At 68.1% G+C, this 595-nt stretch carries 1 protein-coding gene; it reads left to right on the forward strand.

From position 1 onward, the window contains the following. Positions 1–331: energy transducer TonB (locus HUK84_RS22095; RefSeq protein ID WP_176642029.1), on the forward strand; the 331-nt coding region annotated here is incomplete at its 5' end. Positions 332–595: the final 264 nt, after the last annotated feature.

Below are 595 nucleotides of genomic sequence, written 5' to 3' on the forward strand. Positions count from 1 at the left end.
CGTGCCGCCGGCGCCGAGCGCGCCCGTGGGGCCGCCGGTTCCCGATCACCTGGCGGGCGCGCGTCCGGTCAACAACGTCAAGCTCGAATATCCCGAGGACATGCTCGAGGAAAATCGTGAGGGCCGCGTGACCGTGGTGTGCGACGTGGAACCGTCGGGCGAAACCACAAACTGCGCCGTGACCAGCGTGCAGGGTGGCCAGGCCTTCGCCCAGGCGGCGCTCGATTACGTCCGCCGCGCCAGGTATCAGCCCGCGGTGAAGAATGGCGTTCCCATCAAGGAATTCCACCACCCGTACACGATCACCTTCAGGCTCAGCAACGACGACTGAAGTCCACCAAGTTCACCCGAGTTACCGGGGTCCGCCCGACCGATCAGCAGGGCGGCCCCGTGGTTCCGGAAACCGGGCCATCTACCACAGAGGATTTGGAGTACATGACCAGACTGCACCGTGTTCCTGTCGTTGCCGCGTCGGCCCTCGCAGCCGTTCTGAGCGTCTCGTCGCCCGTGATTGCGGTCGCCCAGGATGCACAGTCCGCCGCTCCGGCCGCCGCTCCCGCTCCTGACGCGTCGGCGCCGGCCGCCGCCGCGCCGG

Source organism: Nguyenibacter vanlangensis (assembly GCF_013376155.1).
GTDB lineage: Bacteria > Pseudomonadota > Alphaproteobacteria > Acetobacterales > Acetobacteraceae > Gluconacetobacter > Gluconacetobacter vanlangensis.